The sequence below is a fragment of the Neobacillus drentensis genome (genome assembly GCF_036962765.1).
GTDB classification, from domain to species: Bacteria; Bacillota; Bacilli; order Bacillales; family Cytobacillaceae; genus Neobacillus; species Neobacillus drentensis_C.
In genome coordinates this window covers 1-407 of the sequence record NZ_JBALOS010000406.1, presented here as the reverse complement: position 1 = coordinate 407, position 407 = coordinate 1, and the positions used below count along the sequence as shown (strand labels likewise).

1 protein-coding gene is annotated in these 407 nt (G+C 42.8%); it reads left to right on the top strand.

Annotated elements, in window-relative coordinates:
* Nucleotides 1-309, top strand: a 309-nt coding sequence (locus V7137_RS30100) for a CPBP family intramembrane glutamic endopeptidase (RefSeq protein WP_335701469.1), incomplete at its 5' end; no start/stop codon positions are given.
* Between the last annotated feature and the right edge of the window lie 98 nt (nt 310-407).

The window sequence follows — 407 nt, the reverse complement described above, 5'->3', positions numbered from 1 at the left end:
TTCCTATTGATTTTGTTATTCGCAACAGTCAATGCATTTTTGGAAGAAGTTTTGTGGCGTGGAATCCTGCTTTCAAAAATGATAAGCATCACAAGTCGACCGATAGGGCTTATCGTATCGAGCTTTGCATTCGGCATAAACACAACGATGTTTGGCTTTTCACTAGTCATCTGTATGATGTATGTCTTTTTAGGATTAATCTTGGGATTTGTAACGGTAAGGACAAAAAGTATTTTTCCTGCGATTTTTATTCATTGCGTGATAACAATCATCATATTTATCAATGGAATAATGACCCTCCCTATTTAATCGTAAGGCTCTTTTAACCGTGCCTGTTGATTTGCGCTCTAGGCGTGTGCGGTTCGAGGGCAGGGTCCCCCTGCGCTCCTGCGGTCTCCCCCGCCCCG